Here is a 24127-nt window from a genome sequence, read left to right as displayed (position 1 = left end):
CTTTAGTTACTATTCAGTATAGTAAAAAAGCGTGACGGAAACTAACCGTCACGCTTCCTTATTACCGCTTATTTCAGTTCAGGCCAATACGCGGCATTCGCTTCGATTAAAGCATCGAGCACTTTGCGCGCTTTTTTCGCATCGCCAATTGTACGGTTCAAGGTAAGAGCCTGCAGTGCTTTGCCATAAGACTCTTCCATGTAAGCCTCCACCGTTAACTTTTCAAACGCATACTGGTTCTCGATTAATCCTTTGTAGAAGGTATCGATTTTTCCTACTGCGTATGGAGCAGGCCCGTTTGCTCCAAGTGAAGCGGCTACTTCAACCATACTGTCGTCCGGTAAATTTGAAACGATTCCGTCATTTCTTACCATCACTACAAAGGTTTTGCGCAGGTTGTTTGCTATAGAAGCTGCCACTTCCACCATCATGTCCCCGTGGGCATCATTGTGTACGACTTTGGAATCCTTGGCTGTTCCTTTTTGGACAATGTCACGGCATTCAGCAAATACTTTCTTTTCCCGGCCGTCTCTTACTTCATCGGTCCGTGTACGATTCGGATCGGAAGTGGATACTTTGTATTCAGGATACAGATAATACTGCAAGTACGTATTAGGCAGATACTCAGGGAAGTCTATCAGCATATCTTCCACCATTGCATAGGTGTCAAGCCACGACTGATCACGCTGCTCTGCATCGACAGGTCTGAAGCCGCCGTTCAGGATAATATCCTTTAATTCAGGTGCCCGGTCTTTCCCGGTTTCGTCATATATATTGGTGAACCAGCCGAAATGATTTAACCCAAAGTAGACAGGTTCAAGTTTATTGACATCATGACCAATCAGCTTAGAATATGAACGCAAAAGGTTCACAGGCTGATCGCAGATGTTTAAAATCTTATCTTCTTCAGGGAAGAGTTTATCCAGAGCCAAGGCTACAATCGCCGCTGGATTTGTATAGTTCAGAATCCAGGCATTCGGGCTGATGCGTCTGACATCGTTAACCATTTCAACCATATCTTTAATTGAACGAAGACCATATGCAAATCCACCTGGACCACATGTTTCCTGACCGACCACGCCAAAGCTTAAGGGAATCTTTTCATCTTTTTCACGCATGGCGAAGCCGCCCGTTCGCATTTGACAAAAGACGAAATCGACATCTTTATACGCTTCTTCCTTATCTGTCGTATAGACAAGTTCGACTTCCGGGGCCTCTTCCTTAAATAGAATCTTGGCAAACTCACCGATGACTTCCTGACGCTCTTCGTCTATGTCGTATAAGACTACTCGGTTCAGAGCAAACTCATCTAAATGGGTTGTCATGGCTTTTAAAATTCCTGGCGTCCATGTTGACCCGCCCCCTACTAATACAATGTTATTTTTCTTCATTGTCAAAACTCTCCTTTACTATTTCAATCTCAGTCTTACTGATTATTTTTCAACTCATACATGTAATTATCCACAATGTTTCTCATCTTGGAAATTCGACCACCATAGACAACATGAACCGTTGTACCATCAGGTCTGACGATTCCATTCGGCTGAGTTTTCTTCAGTAAATCTTCCTGAACCAGCTGCCCATCTTTCACTTCTACTCTCAAGCGGCTGATACAGTTGTCAACATCTACAATATTGCTCATGCCACCAAGTCCATCTACGATATACTCAGCTGTCTTGCGGTCTGCTTCTTCTACTGTAACACCTTCAAACTCTTCTTCCTCATCGTCAAAATCATTTGCTCGTCGTCCGATAGTCATGACATTAAATTTTGAAATGATGAATGTGTAACTGAAATAGTACATGGCGAAGAAAATAGGTCCTGCGATTAAGAAAATGTACCAGCGTGTATCCATCCCCTGGAAGACTCCGAATACGATCCAGTCAATAATCCCACCTTGAATATTTCCGATTGCAACTCCGAACAGTGCCGGAATTAAGAAAGCAAGCCCAGCAAAGATGGCATTGACAATCCAAAGTACTGGAGAGATAAAGATGAATGTAAACTCAATGGGTTCAGTGATTCCTGTCAGAATAACGGCTGTCAAACCTGCAAGGAAGAACTTCAGTACACGGTCTCTTTTTTCAGGTAGTGCCATTTTGTACATCGCTAATACTGCAGCAGGCATGCCGAATACCATGTGGAGAATTTTCCCTTGGGCAAGATACTGTGTTGCCTCAGTGGAGAATGGCAAGTTGTTGTCCAACTGATACAAGTAAATCTGTAACGCTCCAACCAGTGACTCCCCTTCGATGTTTTCAACTCCGCCCAATGCTGTGAATCTGAATGTCTGGTTCAAAATGTGATGCAGCCCAGTCGGATTAATGATTTTTTCAGTGAAGCCGTATAGGAAGGTTCCAAAATATCCACTCTCACTGATCAATTCACCTGTCCAGATAATAGCCATATTAACCAGCGGCCAGACAAATGTCAGGAGTAGTCCCACGACAACCATCACTAGTGCAGCCACGATTGGTACAAATCGTTTTCCGCTGTAAAAAGTTAAAGACTGGTGCAACTCAGTTTCTCTGAATTTATTGTGAAGGAATACGCCCATCAGACCTGCAATGATTCCTCCGATAACATTTGTGTTATAAACAAAAATTCCTAAAGTCTGAGTGAATAATGAGTTCTGGAGTGTCGCTTCAACCTGGCTTAGCCCCTCAGTGTTCATCAGATAGTCTATAGAGGTGGTGTCAGCTGTAAAGCCCTGGACCTGCAGGAAATAACTCATACCTAAAAGCATGGCGATATAGCCAACCGCTCCGGCATAAACGGCAACTTCCTTGTCTCGCTTGACCATACCTAGAGGAATAGACATAGCGAACAACAAAGGCAAGTGCCCAAAAGGCAATCCGGCAATCCGTCTAATGAGTCCAAATATATTCTGTAGGGTTTCATTGCCTAAAAACGGTGCTCCTGCAATGATGTTTGGATTTTGAAGCGCAGCTGCGAGGCCTAGAAATATAGCCATAAATGATAAGAGACTAATGGGAAACAGTAACGACTTTCCGAAACTCTGGAAATTTTTCTTAAAATTTGTCATGGTAAAACTCCTTTTCTTTTATCGTTTAATGATGACATTACCGATTTTTTGTGGTTTTAACGCTAAATTATTTATTTCTTCACCCTTCTCTTCCATAGGATTTGCAAGATAAGATACGCCTGGTAAATCAACTGTTATCTTAGTAGCTGAAGGGTTGAATACTCTAAGGAACAAGTCTCCTTTTTCAGTCAGCTTCACAGCCGAAACTGTCAGTTCATTTAAATCAAGAGATAGAAAGTCATGTGTCTTAGTAACTGTGTTTCTCGGATTGATATTGAAGCGGTTGAATTCTTTCTGCTGGTAACCTACCAAAGGTGTCAAGAATTCTTTCGCTCGTCTGCTTTCCTGCTCTGTCCCAGTAAAGTCAAAGGCAAATCGGAAAGTAAAGGATTCATTTATCAACTGATTATCAGGCGTTTCAATCTCAATTCCTGATGGTCTCCCCGGTCGATTCACCAAGTTGCGTTTACCTAAATGAGAGAATGTTCTAAACAGCGTCAGGTGTATGCGGTCCTCCAGTACTTCGTACTCTTTAAGGCCTTCTGTATAAACCGTACACTGCTTATCTTTATCCTTCAATGTTACAAAGCTTTGAGCCGTTTCAATACTGACAGGTTTTTCAACCCAGTTATCGTCTTCCCAGATTTCCAAAGCCTTTTCGTTGTATACGTCTTTATCCTGCGTACTCAAGTACCCATCTACTTTCACCTGGTCCGTTTGAATGCCGGTTTGAATGACTGCTCGGTAGCGGTTATCAAAAGTCTGATTGGTGTGGTTAAGTTCTACATGAACTTTTGAATCATTTGGATAAAGGGTGAACTCTCCCGTAAAGCTGATTTCTTTCGTTGCTTCTTCGTTTTCTCTATCCTGGCTTGTCTCAGGAACTGACATCACCAACTCAACAGCCATCTTCTGATAGTGTTCCGTTTTCTTGACCGAATGACTGATTCTGGCCGACTCTGCACTGGTGATAATCCAGTCTTTTACCGGAGGAGAATAATCATAGCTGTCACCAGCATCGCCGCTGTTTTCAATGGAAAGAACGTTGGAATAAACTTTGCCTGTTTTCAAGGATTCATATTGAAGTTTATTATCCACGACTGATAATCGTCCGTATTCATTTTCAATGCTTCCACCGGTTTCTTCAGTCGGCTGACTGACGCTGTCATCTTTTTCCTGATACGTGTAGTAAGCAGCACTTAATCCCTCGATTGATTTAACGTTTACAGCAATATAAGTTCTCCAGACTTTGATATCCTGTAGGCGAGCAGCCACTTGTCTGTCAATCAGCCCCGCATCTTCTTCATGCTGAGAAATAATTGAGTATGCGACTTTCTCTCCACTCTCATCGAACAAATCAAACGACTGCGATCGTGTCAGCATGTCAAAGGTCACTGTCTGATTCTCGCGTTTTTCAGGCAAGCCGTTCACTACAGCTATTGTATACTCATTTTCTTTATCTCCCATTGTCAACAGACGCAGGTGAAGTTCAATCTGAGTATCCACCATTTCCAGAGCGTTCAGCAGGCGCTGCTTGATATCCTGATTCACTTTATCAGAATTGCATCCTCCGATACTGTCATGGGCATGAGTGCCAAACAGAAGTTTTGCAATCTTTTCAACAACACTGTGGGGATAAGGTATCCCCGCTTTTTCTCCAATTACAGCAAGCGGCTCAAGTACATTGTATAACTTGTTCTCTATTTCCGTATTCAGTAGTTTGATGTCCATTCGAGTCGACCCGATGGTACGGTGGATACGGGCATGTTTGCTGTCAATCAATTCCCCGGATACTACTTCAAGCGATTGCTTGTCCAAAGCCTCTACGTATGATTCGAAATCACTTATCCTGACAGTATCTTCAGGGTAAAGTCGACGGATTTTTTCCATGACCTCTTTAATATTTTTTTGAATAGGCATCTGATCATGACCGTTCATAATGAGACGGGCATTCGAGGCAGAGTACTTATCCAATACAGACATGATTTTCTGCATCCGAGCTTGTAACTGTTCGTCCTCATTTTCCAGATACTTTGCGCCTTGGTAACCAGTTGCAAGGTTGACCCCAACGACTTCCGTGCCGTCTATGCCTCTCCATGAGAAGTCTGATTTCTCAGCTTTCAGCTCACTGAAGCCTCTCCAGAAAAAGGATGACTCAATTCCAAACTGTTTATAGATCTGAGGCATTTGGCTGGCGTGACCGAATGTATCCGGCGCATAGCCTACCAGCATAGGATTACCAAATTCTCTCGCACGTTTGATTCCGTAATAAAGGTTTCGGTAAATGGATTCGCCGTGAACAAGCAGCAAGTCTGTCTGGGTATACCAGGGTCCTACTCTTAATTGGCCATTGTCTACAAGGCTTCTCATTCTGTCTTCTGCATCCGGTTCCATTTCAAGATAATCATCAATCATCACACTTTGCCCATCCAATATATAAATGGCATCTGGATTACTTTCCAGGTACTCCATTACTTCCTGCATGTGGTTACGCAAGAGAACTTTAGTCTCGTCTTTTGTAAAGTACCATTCACGATCCCAATGGGTGTGCATCAGAATCTGTATATCTCTATTCATAATAATCTCCTTCATGTAAGTGCTTTATTTGTAAACTAAGTATAAACCTTAATCGTGTAAGTGCTTTCCAAAACTACGGATAATTATCCAAAAAGGATTTAATCCAACCCCTAACAAAAAGGCCATTACATAAAATGACCTTTGGCTCTATCTCCCACTTATATCTATTAATTGTTCGCAGAAAAATACTGCCACTTCAATTTGTTGATAACTTCGTTTATCATTAAAATCATATGCAGCTGCTGCTCACGTGATATTCCGTCCATCTTATCGATAGCCACATCATGATGAAAAGCACACAAGCTTCCTTCCATAATTGATGAGTGTGTTTTAGTTATGGATAATACATCCATATTCACTTTTTTTGCATCATGCATGATTTGAAGACAGCGCTGGGTTTCTCCAGAACTGGATAAGATTAAAATAGTGTAGTCTTGAAAGCTTTTCAGCATCTGCAGCTCGGAGACGACAATTGCTGGAATACCTAGATAATGCAACTGCCTGGCCATGTATTGAGCAGATACATTGGATGCCCCGAGACCGAATAGAAGTAACTTTTGTCTTTTTCTAAATAGTTCTTTAATTAAACAGTCTGCGCTTTCAAAATCTATTTTTGACAAAATATATTCTGTGTTGCGAATATGATTATGCGTCCCTGTATTTATTAAGTCCACATCTTCTTTAATAGCATACTTCAATTCACTGAACCCCTTGAATCCAAGCAGTTTGGCTGTACGATTGATGGTCGCTTGAGAGGTATAACTCTCCTGTGCTATCTTTACCACGGTTTCATGAGGGATTTTTCTGAAATTTTCTTTGAGGTAATCTAGAACGGCTGCTTCACTTTTAGTAATAGGTCGATCAAAATTACGTTCATTTAGCTGATGAATAACTCGGTACATTAAATTTGCTCCTTTATATACATCGAATGTGCTTATTAATCTATTGTACTTGAAACTTGTGACAGGATGGAATGCCTTTCTACACTAAAATAGTCAGATGTGATTTTAATCCTTTCACATTTTAGGTATACTATATAAGGGTTTTTGAGCCTATTTTACTATTAATTAAAATAATTTAAACTATTTAGGAGAGATCAGTTTGAGTAGAGCAGTTGGAACAGTTGTACGTGGGCTTCGCAGTCCGATTATCAACGAAGGGGACAACATGGAGTCCATCGTTGTGGATACCGTTTTGGAAGCCGCTGATAAAGAAGGTTACGAGATTATGGACCGTGACATCGTAACCATTACCGAATCTATTGTTGCTCGTGCGCAAGGAAACTATGCGACACTTGACCATATCGCAACAGATGTCGGTCGGAAATATGATGGTGAAACAGTTGGAGTTGTCTTCCCGATTTTGAGCCGTAACCGTTTCTCTAATATATTAAGAGGTATTGCCCGCGGAACTGGAAAAGTTGTTCTGCTTTTGAGCTACCCGTCAGATGAGGTTGGCAATCACTTGGTGTCACTGGATGACTTGGATAAAAACGGCATCAATCCATGGTCAGACGTATTGAACGAAGCTGATTTTAGAAATTACTTCGGCTACGACAAACATCCCTTTACCGGTGTGGACTACATCGACTTCTATAAATCTCTCGTTGAAGAAGAAGGCGCTGAGTGTGAAGTCATCTTTTCAAATGATGCAAAAACCATCGTAGACTACACGAAAAATGTACTGTCTTGCGACATTCACAGCCGCTTCCGTACGAAACGACTGGTAACAGCTGCTGGTGCCGAGCGTGTATATGGTCTAGATGACGTTCTGTCTTCACCGATTGACGGCAGTGGTTTTAATTCTGCTTATGGACTCTTGGGTTCAAACAAGGCAACAGAAGAAACCGTCAAATTGTTTCCAAATGACGGTCAACCTTTAGTCGATGCCATCCAAGAACGTTTGAAAGACATCACAGGAAAGACGGTTGAAGTCATGATTTACGGTGACGGTGCCTTCAAGGATCCTGTTGGACAAATCTGGGAACTGGCTGACCCGGTCGTTTCTCCGGCTTATACGTCTGGCCTTGACGGCACACCTAATGAAGTGAAGCTGAAATATTTGGCTGACAACAACTTCTCGCATCTTCGTGGCGAAGATCTGAAAGTGGCTATATCTGAACATATCGTTAATAAACAGGCTGATTTGGTTGGAGCCATGGAAGCTCAGGGAACAACGCCAAGACGTCTGACTGATTTGATTGGGTCATTGTCAGACTTGACCTCCGGAAGCGGAGACAAAGGTACACCAATCATTTACATTCAGGGGTACTTCGACAACTATACGCACTAAAATGGATAGACATTTACTATAAAAATTACCAAAAAGAGAATGGCTAGACAGTCCTAAACAGACTGCTGGTCATTCTCTTTTTATTGCTTTAATGGCAGCCTGATAATAAAGGCAGTGCCTTGCCCCATTTGACTGTTTAGTTCAATGCTTCCTTGATGAGCCTCTATAATACTTTTTACAACAGCCAGCCCGATTCCCTGACCAGACAGTTCGCTGTTACGTGACGGTTCCACCTGATAAAACCGCTCGAAAACAAAGGGCTGATTTTCAGGAGGAATGCCCATGCCTGTATCTCTTACTGTCAGCAGTAAAGTATCCTTTTCTTCTTTTGCATCCACGGTAATGGACCCTTTTTCCGGGGTGAACTTAATGGCATTAACCAGTAAATTCGTTAAAACTTGCGCAAGTTTATTCTTATCTGCCTCGATAATTATATTTGGTATGTGATAGCTCATTCGAATGGCTTTTTCATTTGCCTGCTGTTCAAAGGCCAGTACACTCGTCTCAACAAGTTCTTTAAGTTTGACATTTTCGATAGCCAGTTTTCCACTAGCTGCATCGGTCGTTTCGAGTTGATCAATAAGCTGAACCAAATGGGTCAAACGTTTGACCTGGTTATTCAAACTAATTAAACGCTCTGGCGTCGCCTCCCACACACCATCTATCATTGCTTCTATATTTCCCTGCAGTGCAGTCAGTGGTGTCCGTACTTCATGAGCAAGGTCTGATGCCAGCTGATCGCGTATTTGTTTCTGCTGCTCCAATTGTTCTGCCAAAGTCATTACACTGTTATGCAAAGATGCCAGTTCTCTAATGTTTTCATTTGCGGACGTATGTGTGATGCGCTCCCCTTTTGCTAATGCCTGAGTCATTTGACTCGTTTCTGCAATCGGTCTGCTCAACCGTTTGGATATCAAATAAGCGAGAAGGACTGCAATCACTACTGACAGCACCCCCATCATAAAAATCAGCCACATTAATTCCTCAAGAAATCCTTCTTCTTCAGCTGAGTAACTCTGTATACCCGGGTACGTCAGGAAAAGCGTTCCCGCCTGTTCTCCTTGTATTTCGAGAGTCACTTCTTCTTCAAGCCAGTCCTCTCCAGGAGTCAGTCCGCCCATCCGCATCCCTCTCATGTGCTGTCTCCTAGGAGAAGACTCTTGACTAATAATGTCATCCCCCTCTGAATCTTCCAGGCGCAAAACAATGTGGTTATGCATGGCATTCTGTAAAACCACATCAAGCAACTGCTTGTCCCAGGTGTTGTCTCCTAAATAAGCCGACTCAATCGATTCAACTACTTCTTCTCTTTCGGCTAAAAAACGATCACTTAGATAATCATCAAAGCGGTCTCCGGCTATTTGAAAGGTCATCAAGCTAAATAGTCCGATAACGAGTATACTTCCACTTAAAATATAAATGAATAAATGGCTAAATAGTGTTTTTTTCATATTTCCCTCCAAACCGGTAGCCTGCCCCATGAACGGTTTCGATATACTCTGGTTTTTTAGGATCTTCTTCTATTTTTGATCGCAGGTTCTTGATGTGCGAATCAATGACTCTGTCCATAGCTGTCGCTTCCAGACCTTTTACCTTTTCAAGTAACTGTTCTCGTGAAAAAACGTGTTTCGGTTCGCCTGCCATTATTCTCAATAAATCAAATTCAGTGTGTGTCAAAATGACCCGCTCTTGATTTACCAGAACCTCCAGCTGCTCTGGAAAAATCACCAGACGCCCCTGATTAAACACCCATTTTTCTTCCGTTTCACGCTTGGAATTCAGCCGCCTGCTGACGGTGCTGATACGTGCCAGTAACTCTTTCGGACTGAACGGTTTTTTTATATAATCATCAGCTCCCAGTTGAAGGCCTTTTATGACATCCTGTTCATTTGAACGGGCTGTTAGCAGGATAATGGGTACATCAGATTCTTGCCTAATCTGTTCACAGATCTCCCATCCTGAATAATCTGGAAGCATGATGTCCAAAACAATAAAGTCTATCGACTCCATGCCGAACTGCTCAAACGCTTCTTCTCCATTTTTTGCTTTATAGACTTTATGGCCATCCTTGGTCAAATAAGCTTCGACAATTTCTAGAATGGACTGTTCATCATCCACAACCAGTATATTCATATAGAGGAGACTCCTTTTCACGTAATATGCGTTTTATTTGGTGAGACTTTCATTTTTCTGACAATACTTCCTGCCAAATCTTCTTTTTTTTCAAAGGTCAAACCGGCTTCTGCAATATTTTTTAGTGTATCACGATTGATGTTTGCTCCCCAGATAGTTACAGGGATAGGATTCAGCAAATCCATTACTTTGCCGGCTATTTTATTGTCACTTCTCATATGCTCAAGCATAATTATTCTTCCATCCGGTTTACAGACGCGTTTCAGTTCTTTTAATCCTTTTACGGGGTCTGGAACAGAACAGAATACGCACGTTGACACAACATAATCAAAGGTATTATCAGAGAAATCGAGCTGCTGTATATCCATCTCTTTAAGTATCACAGGATAGGACAAAGCTGACTCATCTATTTTTTCCTGCGCTTTTTTCAACATTTTCGGGCTGAAATCAACGCCGGTCAATTCAATACCCTCAGGATAAAATGAAAGATTCTTGCCTGTTCCAATCCCTACTTCCAGCACTTTACCTTTGACGTCTTTCAGTAGATCCTCACGCCACTTGTCTTTCATCATACGGTCCATGATATCGTATAGACCGGACACACGGTCGTACCGCTTTTTTATTGTTTCATTTGAGTGAGCCATTTGACAGTCTCTCCTCTACGATTATTAATGATTTCTTAACGTCTAATTGTTGTTGTTCCATAGGTAAAGTATAACGGATAATGGGAGGCTTCTACAATCAGCACTCTTGTTTATATAGAAGAACATTTCACAAAAGAAGTCAGACTGCCCTTCTTTCATGAAATGTCTTTTCATTCTATACCTAGTTTAAGATTTAGTCTCTCTCTTCACTGTTAAACCGTCGCATGAAACCGCGATTTAATGGTCTCTCATATTCTCCGTCCTCTAGGTCTTCTAGTTCTTCATCCTGGAACCTGTAACGCATTCCTCTTCTAGTAGAAAAGGATTCATGCATCTCCTCCATCCACTCTCTCATATCTTCGAAGGAGTCAAAGTTAAAACCGGTCATGTGCTGTCGGCGGTTATTGAAGAAGCGATTGCCTGGGCTGAACTCATCATCTAATTCATCGTTCTCAAAGGCTTCGTTTCTCTTCTCCCACATGCTGTTGTGTCTTTCTTCCATTAATTCCTGCTGTTCATTCCATTCTTCTTCAGTCAACTCTTCGCGGTCTCTGAATCGGTCAGACTGTCTGCGACCTCGGCTTCCATGCATGCTGTTCATGTGACTTCCCATTTGATTTCTGTGTTCTTCCCAGTTCCAGTCGTCTTCTCTCTCTTCTACTTCTTCAACCTCTGATGCAGCTACTGAAAAGAGCTGGTCCGATACGAGTGCAGAGCCTGTAAAGCCACCTATTATGAGTGTACCTATGAGTAATTTTTTCATATTTTCCATCCTCCTATTTCTTTGTACCTTCAGTATAGTCATCAGTTATGGAGAAAAAATGGATTTTTTAAACAAAATAAAAAACCTCATTTTAAGCAACTGGACAGTCTTCTGACAGACTATTCGTTACTTAAAACAAGGTTGTTATGGCTTAGCTTTTTTTTAATTTTCCGTCTTTTAAAGTTAATTCTAAATCAGCCGTCTGGGAATGGTTCAGTACCAGCTCGGCATTTGGTTTATCTGTACGTAAAACGTGCTGATAGGCTTCTTCGGGAGAGGTCCCTCCTCTTTGCTTCCTTTCAACCAGACGTTCTTCGAGTTCATCCATCGCTGCGTTTATGGCAATCGTATAGTCGCTTAATAGTTTAAGTTCTCTCCAAACCGGCTTGTCCAACAGGAGGTAATTCCCTTCAACCAGGATAATATCGGCATCTACCTCTTCCGTTTTGTCAGAGACATTGTGAAGCAGACGATCATAGGTCGGCCATTCCACTTTTTCACGTGAAGTGAGTGCCGTGATGCGTTCAGTGAGCTTTTCTGCATCAAAGGATTCCGGAATGCCTTTATACTTCCTCAGCGGCTGTTCTTTACCTTCCCGGTTAATCGTATGACGGTCCAGGTATCGGTTTGGCTGATGAAAGCCATCCATTGAAATAGACTGGAATGAGTAGTTAGAATGACGTTCTTTGAATAAATCTTCCAGAAATAGAGACAGGGTTGTTTTTCCTGAACCCGGCGGCGCCGACAGAAAAGCAATGACTCGCTTACCCTTGTTTTTTCTTAACTGAACCAAGGTGTTCAAAAGTGGCACAAACAGCTCTTCCACTTCGCGGTCACTGTATTCGGCTTCAACCGGCAGTCCAGTTACTGTATACGTCTTTTTAACCATCACGCTGCCTCCTTATTTTTGCCTGCCTGGAATGTCTTCCTCATCATAATAGACCCGTTCCATACATAAGCCTTCAGGTGCCGCTGTTTTTCCAGCTGCTTCGCGATCTTTTGCTTCAAGAATAACAGGGATATCTGAAGCCGGACGTCTGCCGTCCGCCACTTCCAGTAAGGTTCCCATGATGATGCGAATCATGTTATATAAAAAACCGTTCCCTATAAAAGTAAAGACCCATTTATTTTCTGCTTCATTTACCTCGACGCTTGCCTGGTAGATAGTTCGTGTGTTGTGAGATGTTTCTCCGTGTGTAGAGGCAAAACTAGTGAAATCATGCGTTCCCAGTAAGTGCTGCAAGGCTTCTTCAACCGGCTCCACAGCCATCGGGTAGCGGTGATGACTGGCAAAGCGTCTCAAAAAAGGATCCCGGAAGCGATTGTTGTCTACTGTATAGCGGTACATTTTCCCCTTTGCCTGGAAGCGAGAATGAAAGTCTTTGTCCGTCAGCTCGATATGAGTCACAGCTATTTCAGAGCTCGTCATTGCATTCAATGCTTTCTGCATCCCTTCCAGTTCAATAAAAAATGGAAAGTCGAAATGAACAACTTGGCCCCTGGCATGAACACCTGCATCCGTTCGACCGGCGCCATGGATTCGAATCTTTTCCCCTTTAGCCAGCTTTTTTAATGATGCTTCCAGCTCACCCTGGATTGTTCGTGCATTAGACTGAATTTGAAAGCCGGCAAAATCTGTTCCATCGTAGGTAATAAGCGCCTTATATCGGTATGTGGTCATCTTGTTCTTCCTTTTCTGTAGTTGAGTAATATGTATGTGTGCCGTTGGCGAGGTAAAGTGTCGTATCTGATTGCTTTTTTTACGGTTGAGCTGTCTTTGGTTAACTCAATAGAATTTATTACTCACTTTACCGAATTTGGTGGGTTTTCGGTTAACTCACAAGAGCGACTGCCTTCAGTATACCGAAGGCGATGCCGGTTTGGTAAACTCCAGCTGAACATTCTGCTCACTTTACCGAACTTTGCCCAACTTGGGTAATGTCAGCGGGAATTTCTGCCGAGTTTGCTGAACTTCCTCGTACTTTAGCAAACTCAAATTAATTCAGATCTGAGTCTGCTAAACAGCAGGCTACTTCGGTTAACTGGGTGACTTGACGCAATAGAGTCTGCCAAAGACTACCCAACTTTGGCAAACTCAGCTAAGTCTCCTCTTCCAGTCTACCTAAGTTGCCTCAATTTCCGCAACCTCAAGCTGATCACGCTCTCCAACTCAACCCGTTTCGCTTCAATTTTAACCCAAAGCCACCCCCTTCAACAAGTTCAGTAAATACTCGTCCGCTGACGAGTATTTTCCTTCTTAAAAAAAGAAAAGGATAAAGATTCGCATCTTTATCCTTCCGCATTAGGTTCTTAAGAAAAACAGGCTGACAGATAAAATACCGAACGCTGCAATCACCAGGGTATCACGTGATTCCCAGGATAGTTTGCGGTATTTCGTCCGGCCTTCGCCCCCTTTATAGCCGCGCGCTTCCATGGCGGTTGCCAGTTCCTCAGCACGGTTAAATGAGCTGACGAACAAGGGAATCAGCAGAGGCACAATAGCTTTCATCTGCTGGTAAATATTCCCTTCACCAAAGTCAATCCCCCTTGCTCGCTGAGCATTCATGATTTTCTCGGTTTCATCCATTAATGTCGGTACAAACCGTAGAGCAATCGAGAGCATCAACGCAATCTCATGCACCGGTACTTTAACAGCTGCCAGTGGTCTGAGCAGATACTCAATGGCATCCGTCAAAGACAACGGCATCGTAGTCAGAGTCAAAATCGTTGACATGAAAATAATCAGCACGAAACGCATAAAGATGAAGACCCCGTTCAAGATACCTTCCTGCGAAATCACTATTGGTCCAAAACGGAACCAGATAGTCTGACCGCTTGTAAAGAGTATCTGCAGAATGACCGTGAACAGAATGAGCCAGATTAATGGTTTTACACCATTAATAAAGAATTTCGGATTGATGGCAGACAGTTTGATGGCTGTCAGGACAAAGAGTGCCAGCACTAGATAAGTTAACCAGTTATTTGCCAGAAAGATAATGACAATAAACCAGATGGCGCTCGTCAGTTTAGCTCGCGGGTCGAGCTGGTGTATAAATGAATGACCGGGTATATAGCGTCCAAAAATCAGTTTCTCCATCATATGCGCTCACCTGCCTTGCTTGCCAGCTTGTCTTTCATCTGAAGCGCCAGCTCATCTGTCGTTAAAGGCAGCGGGTCAAATGTCCACTGAAATTTTTCTTCCAGCTCATGAGCAAAACGAACAGTCGACGGGACACCTAGCTGCATGCTTGCCAACCAGCCAGCTTCTTTAAAGATTTCTCTCGGATGTCCTTCTTTCATGACTGTTCCCTGTTCCAGTACAATCATATGATCAGCATAGGTCGCCACATCATCCATCTGATGCGTAACAAGGATAATCGTCAATCCTTGGTTTTTGTACAAACCATAGAACATATCCATGATCTCCTTGCGCCCTTGTGGATCTAAGCCGGCTGTCGGCTCGTCTAAGACAAGAACTTCCGGTTCGAGTGCCAGTACCCCAGCAATCGCCACACGTCTCATCTGGCCCCCTGAGAGGTCAAATGGCGACCGTTCCATAAATGACTCGTCCAGGCCGACCAATGGCAGGAGTTCTTTTGCTTTAGCCAGCGCATCTTCTTCAGACACGCCAAAGTTTTTTGGTCCGAAGGCAATATCTTTCGCCACTGTTTCCTCAAATAGCTGAGCTTCGGGAAACTGAAAGACAATCCCGACTTTTTTTCTTAAGGATTTCAAGCCCTTATCTTCTGAGAAATGAGTAATGACACGGTCACCAATCGTCACCTGTCCGCTAGTCGGCTTTTTCAGCGCATTTAAATGCTGAAGCACAGTAGACTTTCCACTTCCTGTGTGACCGACGAGAGCAGTGAATGAGCCGTGCTTGATGGATAGATTGATGTCATGGAGTGCCTTGCTCTGAAAAGGCGTACCTTTCTGATACGTGTACCCTACTTCTTCGAAACGTATGTCCATAGCCAATCCACCATCCCTTCTTCTGTTAAATAATCATGCGGCACTTCCATCCCCTGTTTTTTTAGTGAGGATTTCAGCCGCTCCGGAAATGGCAGGTCCAGTCCCATTTCAACCAGTTTTTCACCATATGAAAAGATGGACTCCGGTGTGCCTTCCTGAATCATCTGGCCGTCTCGCATGACCAGAACCCGGTTGGCAGCTGCTGCTTCATCGATATCGTGTGTAATCGACAGAACGGATAAGCCTTCTTGTTCTTTTACTTCTTTGACCGTCCGCAGCACTTCTTCGCGTCCCTGAGGATCCAGCATACTGGTTGCTTCATCTAAAATCATAATCTGCGGGCGCAGCGCAACAATACCGGCAATGGCGACGCGCTGCTTTTGACCTCCAGAGAGACGGGCAGGCTCGCGCTCAGCAAATTCCAGCATATTAACTTTATCCAAGGCAATACGTACGCGTTCCAGCATTTCATCACGGGGAATACCCAAGTTTTCCAGGCCAAAGGCTACATCATCCTGAACCGTCGAGCCGACAAACTGGTTGTCCGGATTCTGAAACACCATGCCCACCATTTCGCGAATGGACCAGACATGTTCTTCATTTAATTCAAGCCCACCGACCGTCACGTTGCCAGCATCCGGTTCAATAAGGCCGTTAATCGTTTTTGCTAGAGTCGATTTCCCTGATCCGTTAGGACCGATAATGGCAACCCACTCACCCTGATTAATGGAAAACGACACGTCGTTCAACGCAGGACGCTGGTCTTCATCATCATAGCGGTAAGAAATATGCTCTACATTTATAATTTCAGACATGATATACCTCAACTTTTTATTTTACTTTTAAACTGACACACATAGAGGTGTCAAGACAGCAAGTCAACAGTACAAGATTACCAAAAACAACTGGAGATAACAATAGAAAATGCTCTCTGTATGCCTTTACAACAAGACTTTTACACGTTTAGACAGCTGACTGACACTGCGTACCTGACTCCTACGCGATGGGTCAGTTTACTATGTATTGCTTAGTCTATTTAGACTTTAGTCCTATAAATGGTACAGCAGCGCGGTTCGTACAATTTTTTAGGCACTGACACCCAAATAGCGAGACCTAGCGAACGGGAAAACAGCCGGTTCTTTATATAATCATTCTTCAGACTAGGACAATCATTTAAAGCATGATTAAAACAACTTTAATCGTTCTTCAGGGGCATATAATTTTCTAAAGAACGATTAACTCTATTTAATCATCTTTCATATGAAACTAACACTGCGAAAGACGATTAACCGCCCTTTAATCATAGTTTATGCCACTAAAAGACCCTGAGTTGGTCAAATGCCTTCACTTACTAAGAAACCAGCTATAATCTCTTATCACACATTAAGCTACCTCTGCATACAAAAAAACACTTTACGATATATGCGCTCCTCCCGGGGATACCCCCGAGAGAAACTGAGCTAGACACTTGGAATATTATCCATCATCGTAACGCTCATCATACATCCAAAAGTGATTTGGTTGATGCTAATTCATCGATTATTTAATTATTCAGCGTCTGATTCTTCAGCAACTTCTGCTGATTCAACAAACTCTAATACAGCCATTGGTGCGCCGTCTCCACGACGAGGTTCTGTCTTCAATACACGAGTGTATCCACCTTTACGGTCTGCAAAACGAGGTGCTAAATCATCAAATAATTTTTGTAATACAGTTTGTACTACGATTTCGTCTTCAGTTTCTGATACAGTTGCCAGTTCGTTACGGACAAAAGCAGCAGCTTGACGACGAGCATGCAAATCTCCACGTTTACCTAAAGTGATCATTTTATCGGCAAGTTTAGACGTTTCTTTTGCACGAGTCACAGTAGTAATAATACGTTCGTTGATGATTAGATCAGATGTCAAATCACGAAGCATCGCTTTACGTTGTGAAGTTACTCGTCCTAGTTTACGATAACCCATTCGTCGAAATCCTCCCTTAACTAAAAGATTACAAGTCCTGCATGATCATCATGACAGTGACTCTAGTAGTGAAATACTATTTAAAGTATTCCGTTCAGTTTTTATTCTTCATCGCGCAAGCCTAAATCAAGTTCACCCAATTTAAGTTTAACTTCTTCCAGAGATTTACGGCCCAGGTTACGGACTTTCATCATTTCTGGTTCCGTTTTATTTGTCAGTTCCTGTACAGTGTTAATACCGGCACGCTTCAGACAGTTGTAAGAACGTACAGACAGATCAAGCTCTTCGATAGTCATCTCAAGCATTTTCTCCATTTGTGTTTCTTCTTTTTCAACCATAATTTCAGCTTCGCGGGCTTCTTCTGTCAAGTTGACAAAAATGTTCAAGTGTTCAGTCATGATTTTTGCAGCTAGACTGACACCGTCTTCCGGAGAGATAGAACCATCTGTCCATACATCAAGCGTTAACTTGTCGTACTGTTCTTTTTCTCCAACACGTGTATTTTCAACATGGTAGTTTACTCGGCTGATTGGGGTATAAATCGAATCAACCGGCAATACACCAATTGGCATATCATCGTGTTTGTTGTGTTCAGCACGTACATATCCTCTGCCTTTGTGGGCTTCCATGCGTGCATGCAAGTGTCCACCTTCAGAGACAGTACAAATATAGAGATCAGGGTTCATAATTTCAACATCACTGTCAAAAATGATATCAGCTGCTGTAACAGTAGCTGGTCCTTCTACATCTATTTCAATGGTTTTTGTTTCTTCAGAATACAACTTGAGTGCGAGTTGTTTTAAATTCAAAATGATGGCAGTGACGTCTTCGACGACTCCATCGATCGCAGTGAATTCATGCAAAACGCCATCAATTTGTAAATTTGTGACGGCAGCACCTGGTAAAGATGATAGTAAGATACGACGCAGGGAGTTCCCTAGTGTAGTCCCATATCCTCGTTCAAGAGGTTCTACGACAAATTTGCCGAATTTCCCATCTTCACTGATCTCAACTGTTTCTATTACCGGCTTCTCAATTTCGATCATATAGTCCGTTTACCCCTTTCAAAACGTTTAGTCCACGCTATCCTAAAACGACATCTTTTAATATTATACGCGACGACGTTTTGGAGGACGGCATCCGTTATGTGGTACCGGTGTTACGTCACGAATTGCAGTTACTTCCAATCCAGTTGCTTGAAGTGAACGTATTGCAGCTTCACGGCCAGATCCAGGTCCTTTAACAGTGACCTCAACTGATTTCATGCCATTTTCCATTCCGCCTTTAGCAGCAGCTTCTGCAGCCATTTGTGCAGCAAAGGGAGTAGATTTACGAGAACCTCTGAATCCCAATGAACCTGCTGAAGACCATGAAATTGCATTCCCATGTACATCAGTTATCATTACAATAGTATTGTTGAATGTTGAACGGATATGTGCTATTCCGTGTTCAATATTCTTCTTCACTCTACGTTTACGATTACGAGCGGGTCTTTTTGCTTTAGCCATTCGAAGATTAACCTCCTAACTTTTGGTGATTATTTTTTCTTACCAGCAATAGCGACTGCTTTGCCTTTACGCGTACGCGCATTGTTTTTAGTGTTTTGTCCACGTACTGGTAAACCACGACGGTGACGGATGCCACGGTATGATCCAATTTCGATTAGACGCTTGATGTTCTGGTTAACTTCACGACGAAGGTCACCTTCAACTTTAAGCTTATCGACTTCAGCACGGATGGTATCTAATTGATCGTTTGTAAGTTCACGTACGCGAGTTTCTTCAGGTACGCCAGCTGCTTCTAAAACTTTCTGAGCTGTTGTTTTACCGATTCCATAGATGTATGTTAGTGAAATGACCACATGTTTATCACGTGGAATGTCTACACCTGCTATACGAGCCATGTATTTACACCTCCTGTATTATTATCCTTGACGTTGTTTATGCTTTGGATTTTCGCAAATAACCATTACACGGCCGTTACGACGAATCACTTTGCATTTGTCACACATTTTTTTGACTGATGGTCTTACTTTCATGAACTTTCCCTCCTTGAGTCTTCGGAGTCCTAAGTTTATTTAAATCGATACGTAATGCGCCCACGAGTTAAATCATATGGAGACATTTCAACCGTTACCTTATCCCCAGGCAGAATCCGGATGTAATTCATACGAATTTTGCCAGAAACGTGTGCTAGAATTTCATGTCCGTTTTCGAGTTCAACTTTGAACATCGCGTTTGGTAATGTTTCTAGAACGGTTCCTTCAATCTCTATAACATCGTCTTTTGCCACGCCTGGTTTCCTCCTTTGATATCTCACTTCTGTACGCACGAAATAGCGAGAAAGAGTATTCTCACTACGTTGGCTGGTTATAATTGATTCAAACACCATTATTTTGGCGCTCGTACTATTATACCACGCGCACACAATCATTGCAAGGATTCATTAAAAACATCGGACTGCTCTAGTTTAATAGGTCCACAATGTCTTGAAATACTTCTTTCGGACTTTGCTCGCCATCGATCTCACGAACTAAATCATACTCTGCATAGTGCTTTGCAAGTATTTCTGTCTGTTCTTCGTTAACGTTGATACGATTTTCAACCGTTTCCGGCTTGTCGTCTTCACGCTGATAAAAATCGTGTGCTCCGCATTTGTCACAAGTGCCTTCCACTTTTGGTGGATTCATAGTCTTGTGATACGTCGCGCCACAGTTTGAACACATGAATCGTCCGGTTAGGCGTTCCATCAAAATCTCTTTCGGTACTTTGATGTACAGAACGTGCTGGATTCTTCTATTAGAAGAGGCCAATGCCTGCTGAAGTGCCTGAGCCTGATTCAATGTGCGAGGGTATCCATCTAACAGGAATCCTCTTTTCGCGTCGCTTTGCTGCAGACGCTCTTTTACAATACCGTTGGTTACTTCGTCAGGGACGAGTTCGCCGGCATCCATATACTTTTTCGCTTCAAGACCTAGAGTGGTTTTGTTCTTCATTGCAGCTCTGAACATATCGCCAGTGGAAATATGCGGGATAGAATACTTAGATGCTATCTTTGCTGCTTGAGTCCCTTTTCCTGCTCCCGGCAGACCGAGTAGGATTAGATTCATCATTCTTCCTCCTTAGTTGTAAAGCGTCTCATCAGCCGTAACGTGAAAAAGATCGATTCACCCAACACAAATCATCTTGCTATAACGGGCAAATCGTCTATTTCAATGCGTTACCTTAAGTGCGCTGAATGAAACCCTGATAACTCTTCTTACTTAATAATCCTTCAAGCTGACGCATAGAATCAAGTGCCACACCAACTACGATGAGTAAACTTGTTCCGCCTAGTGCGATCGAACCAGGAAGATTGAATAAAGCAGAAGCTATAATCGGAAGCAATGAAATCGTTCCTAAATAAATCGCTCCCACTGTGCTTAAACGAATAAGCATGTAACCAATGTATTCTTCAGTTGCTCGTCCAGGTCTTACACTTGGTATATATCCGTTTTGTTTCTGCAGATTCTCTGCCGCTTTTTCAGGGTTAACCTGAATAAAGGCGTAGAAGAATGTAAACAGAACAATAAGAATCGTGTAAAGCGCTGCTCCAAGTGGTTCCTGTAAATTGAAAATACTATTCAATGTCTGGAACCAAGCGGCATCCTGATTACCTTGAGCAAAGTAACCGAGAATGATTTGTGGAGTCATAAGAAACGAACTGGCGAAGATAACTGGGATTACTCCAGCTGAGTTCACTTTTAAAGGCAATACAGCACTGTCTTTCGATGTGCTTGCACGTTTAGAATAACGCACTGGTATATTACGCTTTGCATTTTCCATATAAGTGACCAGTAATACCAATAATACAAACACGACTATAATAGCCGCTGTCAGAGCCCATGCGCTGACGATTTCGTCACCTGCATTACGGATCTGAGTGTTGTAAAATTGTTGTACATCCTGCGGGATACGTGCAACGATACCGGAAAAGATGATAAAGGATGTTCCGTTACCAAAACCATTCACAGTAATCATTTCACCTAACCACATAACCAGCATGGTTCCTGCAGTCAGGATAATTGCAATCGTCACATACGTTGCTGGTCCGGGATTTCTTACCAATCCAAGTCCAGTTAATGCATTAAACCCGTAAGAGATACCGATTGCCTGGAAAAAAGCCAGTACAATCGTTAAATAGCGCGTTGCCTGATTTAATTTCTTTCGTCCTACTTCACCCTGCTCGGACCATTCCTTGAATTTCGGAAGAACGTCCATTTGCAGAAGCTGTACAACGATAGAGGATGTAATGTATGGTGAAACACCTAAAGCGAAAACTGAGTAACTCCCCAGGGCACCACCACCGAATGTGTCCAAAAGATTAAATAGGCCAGTATCTGATAATTCTGTTAAAGCTTGTGCATTAACACCAGGCACGGTGATGTGTGTTCCTAAACGGAAGACAATCAGGATACCCAGTGTGAATAGAACACGGCTACGAACATCTTTCTCTTTAATTGCGCCTTTAATCAGTTCGATCATCCTTAGATCACCTCTACTGATCCACCGGCAGCTTCGATCGCTTCTTTAGCTGAAGCAGAAAACTTGTGTGCTTTCACAGATAATTTGTGATCGACGTTTCCTTTCGCCAAAACTTTAATCCCGGATTTTTCGTTCTTGATTACTCCTGATTCTACAAGTAGTTCTGGAGTAACTTCTGTTCCTTCTTCGAAACGGTTCAATGTGTCTAAGTTGACAATTGCGAACTCTTTACGGTTGAAGTTAGTGAATCCACGTTTTGGTAGAGTTTGGAATAATGGAGTTTGTCCACCTTCGAAACCTAAACGTACTCCTCCGCCTGAACGCGCTTTTTGTCCTTTTTGACCACGACCGGATGTTTTACCGTTACCAGAAGACGCTCCTCGACCCACACGGTTGCGTGTCTTACGAGATCCTTCTGCAGGTTTTAATTCATGAAGTTTCATAAATCCTGGCACCTCCTTTAGTTAGACTCTGTACTCATTAAACTTCTTTAACATCGATTAAATGAGCGATATGTTTAATTGCGCCTCTTGTATAGTCGTTATCTGGTCTAACCACAGTACTGTGGGTTTTTTTAAGACCTAATGACTGAACTACTTGCTGTTGCTTTACAGGACGACCAATCAAACTACGCTTTAAAGTAATTTCCAAGTTTGCCATTGTGTCATCTCTCCTTATCCAAGTAATTCTTCTACAGATTTCCCACGCAGTTTAGCTACGTCTTCAGCGCGTTTTAGTTGTCCAATTCCATCGACTGTTGCACGAATCATGTTGATAGGTGAACTTGAACCGACAGATTTTGATGATACGTCTTGTACGCCAGCTAATTCAAGAACCGCACGAACTGGGCCTCCAGCAGAAACTCCAGAACCGGCTACAGCTGGTTTCAAGATGATGTTACCGCCGCCGTGGCGTCCGATAACTTGGTGTGGAAGAGTAGTTCCAACCATAGGTACTTCCACAAGATTAGTTTTAGCTGCTTCAATCGCTTTACGGATTGCTTCAGGAACTTCTTGTGCTTTACCTGTACCGAATCCAACGTGTCCGTTTCGATCCCCTACAACTACTAAAGCAGCAAAACGTAGACGACGTCCACCTTTAACAACCTTAGTAACTCGGTTAATCTCAACTACGCGATCTTCAAGATCTAATTTAGATGCATCAATATGAGTTGACATGTACTGTAACTCCTCCTTTTCTTTAGAATTTTAGTCCGTTTTCACGTGCTGCGTCAGCTAGTGCTTGTACGCGGCCGTGGTACTGATATCCGCCACGATCAAATACTACTTCCGTAATATCTTTTTCTTTCGCGCGTTTAGCAACTAAAGCGCCTACTGCAGCAGCTTCTTCAACTTTCGAATCACCTGAAACGTCAGTATCTAAGGAAGATGCACTTGCGAGCGTTACACCCTCTAAGTCATCAATTACTTGAGCATAGATGTTTTTATTCGAACGGAATACGTTCAAACGTGGGCGCTCAGCAGTACCAGAAAGATTTCTGCGAATACGTTTTTGTCTTTTTTTGCGTAATTTATTTTTATCTGGTTTTGAAATCACAATTGTCACCTCTTTATTCAAGATTCTCTTTATCAGAGATTATCCGGTTAACTGGTAAAGCCGCAAGCAGAACGTGAAGCTAATAGCTTTTCTGTTCCACTCTATACGATTATTTACCTGTTTTACCTTCTTTACGGCGTACGTTTTCGCCTCTGTAGCGAATTCCTTTACCTTTGTAAGGCTCAGGTGGGCGTACGGCACGGATGTTAGCTGCTAATGCGCCAACTTTTTCTTTGTTTGCACCTTTAATAGAAATAACAGTGTTTTTTGGTACTTCAACAGTTAAGCCTTCAACCTGATCAAATTCAACCTGGTGAGAAAGACCAACGTTTAATACTAACTTGTTTCCCTGCAATTGTGCACGGTAACCAACACCATTTAATTCCAGTACTTTTTCAAATCCGACTGAAACACCTTCAACCATGTTGTTTACAACAGCACGAGTTGTTCCGTGGATAGTACGGCTAGCTTTAGAGTCATTTGGACGTGAGAAAGTCATTTCGTTGCCATCAATGTTTACATCGATAACTGGGCTTAATTCACGTGTTAATTCTCCGTTTTTACCTTTAACAGTAATCACGTTTCCGTCTAGATTTACATCTACACCTTCTGGGATAGTGATTAGTTTATTTCCGATACGGCTCAAAGTCCGGCAC

27 protein-coding genes are annotated in these 24127 nt (G+C 42.6%); 1 reads left to right on the top strand and 26 read right to left on the bottom strand.

Features of this window, described 5'->3' with window-relative positions; genetic code table 11:
* Window positions 1-68 precede the first annotated feature (68 nt).
* From ACYVLS_RS01540 to ACYVLS_RS01525, 4 genes are all read right to left on the bottom strand, one after another.
* Window positions 69-1391, bottom strand: coding sequence for a 6-phospho-alpha-glucosidase (locus tag ACYVLS_RS01540; RefSeq protein WP_460320437.1), 1323 nt, complete (start codon window positions 1389-1391; stop codon window positions 69-71).
* A gap of 35 nt (window positions 1392-1426) precedes the next feature.
* Window positions 1427-3046, bottom strand: coding sequence for a PTS transporter subunit EIIC (locus ACYVLS_RS01535; protein WP_460320434.1), 1620 nt, complete (start codon window positions 3044-3046; stop codon window positions 1427-1429).
* 18 nt (window positions 3047-3064) lie between these two features.
* Window positions 3065-5623 carry a glycoside hydrolase family 38 N-terminal domain-containing protein gene (locus tag ACYVLS_RS01530; protein ID WP_460320432.1) on the bottom strand — a complete coding sequence of 853 codons (2559 nt, stop codon included), beginning with the start codon at window positions 5621-5623 and terminating at the stop codon, window positions 3065-3067.
* A 167-nt stretch (window positions 5624-5790) separates the two neighbouring features.
* Window positions 5791-6525, bottom strand: coding sequence for a MurR/RpiR family transcriptional regulator (locus ACYVLS_RS01525; RefSeq protein WP_460320430.1), 735 nt, complete (start codon window positions 6523-6525; stop codon window positions 5791-5793).
* 199 nt (window positions 6526-6724) lie between these two features.
* On the opposite strand from ACYVLS_RS01525, the gene ACYVLS_RS01520 reads away from it, so the two are divergent.
* Window positions 6725-7915, top strand: coding sequence for a coenzyme F420-0:L-glutamate ligase (locus tag ACYVLS_RS01520; RefSeq protein ID WP_460320428.1), 1191 nt, complete (start codon window positions 6725-6727; stop codon window positions 7913-7915).
* Window positions 7916-7995: 80 nt separating this feature from the next.
* Here the strand turns inward: ACYVLS_RS01520 and ACYVLS_RS01515 are convergent, their stop codons facing one another.
* The 22 genes from ACYVLS_RS01515 to rplF form a co-directional block, all read right to left on the bottom strand.
* On the bottom strand, window positions 7996-9366 hold the full coding sequence (locus ACYVLS_RS01515; protein WP_460320426.1) for a sensor histidine kinase: 1371 nt from the start codon (window positions 9364-9366) through the stop codon (window positions 7996-7998).
* Window positions 9347-10048, bottom strand: a complete 702-nt coding sequence (locus ACYVLS_RS01510; RefSeq protein ID WP_460320423.1) for a response regulator — start codon at window positions 10046-10048, stop codon at window positions 9347-9349. Before ACYVLS_RS01510 ends, ACYVLS_RS01515 begins: the two co-directional genes overlap by 20 nt.
* Window positions 10049-10065: 17 nt before the next feature.
* Window positions 10066-10692 (bottom strand): class I SAM-dependent methyltransferase, encoded by a 627-nt coding sequence (locus ACYVLS_RS01505; RefSeq protein ID WP_460320421.1) that lies wholly within the window; start codon window positions 10690-10692, stop codon window positions 10066-10068.
* A 193-nt stretch (window positions 10693-10885) separates the two neighbouring features.
* Window positions 10886-11455 carry a hypothetical protein gene (locus ACYVLS_RS01500; RefSeq protein WP_460320419.1) on the bottom strand — a complete coding sequence of 190 codons (570 nt, stop codon included), beginning with the start codon at window positions 11453-11455 and terminating at the stop codon, window positions 10886-10888.
* Between the two features lie 151 nt (window positions 11456-11606).
* Window positions 11607-12344: a nucleoside/nucleotide kinase family protein gene (locus ACYVLS_RS01495; protein WP_460320417.1), complete on the bottom strand. Its 738-nt coding sequence runs from the start codon at window positions 12342-12344 to the stop codon at window positions 11607-11609.
* 12 nt (window positions 12345-12356) lie between these two features.
* Complete coding sequence (gene truA / locus ACYVLS_RS01490; RefSeq protein WP_346025028.1) at window positions 12357-13136, bottom strand: tRNA pseudouridine(38-40) synthase TruA; 780 nt, start codon at window positions 13134-13136, stop codon at window positions 12357-12359.
* A gap of 621 nt (window positions 13137-13757) precedes the next feature.
* Entirely contained in the window at window positions 13758-14555 is a 798-nt protein-coding gene (locus tag ACYVLS_RS01485; RefSeq protein ID WP_460320414.1) for an energy-coupling factor transporter transmembrane component T family protein, read from the bottom strand.
* The gene (locus ACYVLS_RS01480; RefSeq protein WP_460320412.1) at window positions 14552-15427 is read right to left on the bottom strand and encodes an energy-coupling factor ABC transporter ATP-binding protein; all 876 of its coding nucleotides are present in this window, start codon (window positions 15425-15427) and stop codon (window positions 14552-14554) included. Before ACYVLS_RS01480 ends, ACYVLS_RS01485 begins: the two co-directional genes overlap by 4 nt.
* Entirely contained in the window at window positions 15403-16242 is an 840-nt protein-coding gene (locus ACYVLS_RS01475) for an energy-coupling factor ABC transporter ATP-binding protein (RefSeq protein ID WP_460320410.1), read from the bottom strand. Before ACYVLS_RS01475 ends, ACYVLS_RS01480 begins: the two co-directional genes overlap by 25 nt.
* A gap of 732 nt (window positions 16243-16974) precedes the next feature.
* Window positions 16975-17391, bottom strand: a complete 417-nt coding sequence (gene rplQ, locus ACYVLS_RS01470; protein WP_460320407.1) for a 50S ribosomal protein L17 — start codon at window positions 17389-17391, stop codon at window positions 16975-16977.
* Between the two features lie 101 nt (window positions 17392-17492).
* Complete coding sequence (locus ACYVLS_RS01465) at window positions 17493-18437, bottom strand: DNA-directed RNA polymerase subunit alpha (protein ID WP_460320405.1); 945 nt, start codon at window positions 18435-18437, stop codon at window positions 17493-17495.
* A gap of 63 nt (window positions 18438-18500) precedes the next feature.
* Window positions 18501-18899, bottom strand: a complete 399-nt coding sequence (gene rpsK / locus ACYVLS_RS01460) for a 30S ribosomal protein S11 (protein ID WP_091481939.1) — start codon at window positions 18897-18899, stop codon at window positions 18501-18503.
* Between the two features lie 29 nt (window positions 18900-18928).
* Window positions 18929-19294: a 30S ribosomal protein S13 gene (gene rpsM, locus ACYVLS_RS01455; RefSeq protein ID WP_228588872.1), complete on the bottom strand. Its 366-nt coding sequence runs from the start codon at window positions 19292-19294 to the stop codon at window positions 18929-18931.
* A gap of 21 nt (window positions 19295-19315) precedes the next feature.
* Entirely contained in the window at window positions 19316-19429 is a 114-nt protein-coding gene (gene rpmJ, locus ACYVLS_RS01450; RefSeq protein ID WP_034299928.1) for a 50S ribosomal protein L36, read from the bottom strand.
* Window positions 19430-19464: 35 nt separating this feature from the next.
* A complete protein-coding gene (gene infA / locus ACYVLS_RS01445) occupies window positions 19465-19683 on the bottom strand; it encodes a translation initiation factor IF-1 (protein WP_034299926.1) in 219 nt (72 codons plus the stop codon).
* Window positions 19684-19855: 172 nt separating this feature from the next.
* Window positions 19856-20500 (bottom strand): adenylate kinase, encoded by a 645-nt coding sequence (locus tag ACYVLS_RS01440; protein ID WP_460320479.1) that lies wholly within the window; start codon window positions 20498-20500, stop codon window positions 19856-19858.
* Window positions 20501-20615: 115 nt separating this feature from the next.
* On the bottom strand, window positions 20616-21914 hold the full coding sequence (gene secY, locus ACYVLS_RS01435; RefSeq protein ID WP_460320401.1) for a preprotein translocase subunit SecY: 1299 nt from the start codon (window positions 21912-21914) through the stop codon (window positions 20616-20618).
* 2 nt (window positions 21915-21916) lie between these two features.
* Window positions 21917-22357, bottom strand: coding sequence for a 50S ribosomal protein L15 (rplO, locus tag ACYVLS_RS01430; RefSeq protein ID WP_460320399.1), 441 nt, complete (start codon window positions 22355-22357; stop codon window positions 21917-21919).
* 37 nt (window positions 22358-22394) lie between these two features.
* Complete coding sequence (rpmD, locus tag ACYVLS_RS01425; protein ID WP_228588868.1) at window positions 22395-22574, bottom strand: 50S ribosomal protein L30; 180 nt, start codon at window positions 22572-22574, stop codon at window positions 22395-22397.
* A 14-nt stretch (window positions 22575-22588) separates the two neighbouring features.
* Entirely contained in the window at window positions 22589-23092 is a 504-nt protein-coding gene (gene rpsE, locus ACYVLS_RS01420) for a 30S ribosomal protein S5 (RefSeq protein WP_228588867.1), read from the bottom strand.
* A gap of 22 nt (window positions 23093-23114) precedes the next feature.
* Window positions 23115-23480, bottom strand: a complete 366-nt coding sequence (gene rplR / locus ACYVLS_RS01415; RefSeq protein ID WP_460320476.1) for a 50S ribosomal protein L18 — start codon at window positions 23478-23480, stop codon at window positions 23115-23117.
* A 100-nt stretch (window positions 23481-23580) separates the two neighbouring features.
* Window positions 23581-24117, bottom strand: coding sequence for a 50S ribosomal protein L6 (rplF, locus tag ACYVLS_RS01410; RefSeq protein ID WP_460320396.1), 537 nt, complete (start codon window positions 24115-24117; stop codon window positions 23581-23583).
* Window positions 24118-24127 lie beyond the last annotated feature (10 nt).

This window comes from Alkalibacterium psychrotolerans (assembly GCF_054784355.1).
The sequence above is the reverse complement of the archived record's forward strand: the minus strand, read 5'-3'. Positions and strand labels throughout refer to the sequence as shown.